Origin of the sequence: Campylobacter sp. S4:11 (genome assembly GCF_024723695.1) — a bacterium.
Taxonomy (GTDB): domain Bacteria; phylum Campylobacterota; class Campylobacteria; order Campylobacterales; family Campylobacteraceae; genus Campylobacter_D; species Campylobacter_D jejuni_C.
Window position 1 is genome coordinate 1 of the sequence record NZ_JANQDC010000101.1, and the last position, 414, is coordinate 414.

The window sequence follows — 414 nt, forward strand, 5'->3', positions numbered from 1 at the left end:
CCACATACAATCTTTTATCTTTTAATTCTTGACTAAAATCTATTAAGTGAAAAACTATATAAAGTATTTCAATATTAGGTTCAAAAACAACTATACTTTTATGATTTTCATTTTTTAATAAAGCTTTATATAATAAACCATTACCTAGACCATAAAAAAATAAAACAGGATATCTTTCATATTTGGTATAAATTTCATTATATTTCTCATCAAAGAATTTTTCAGGATTATCGTATAAACTTTGTTTTAATTCATGATCATATATATTGATATCAAAAGCACTTTTTCCTGCAAACACCTCAAAACGCTCATTTGTTTTTACATCTTCTATTTTATCAGCTAGAGTAGCATTATAACTTTCTAATGCTCCTAGATTTTTATTAAAATTAGTTTCATAGGTGTTCATGAGAGACC

Annotated in this window: 1 pseudogene; it reads right to left on the reverse strand. The window is 24.2% G+C overall.

Annotated elements, in window-relative coordinates:
* Nucleotides 1-414: pseudogene (locus CAMP5053_RS08395) on the reverse strand (motility accessory factor); the annotation flags it as partial.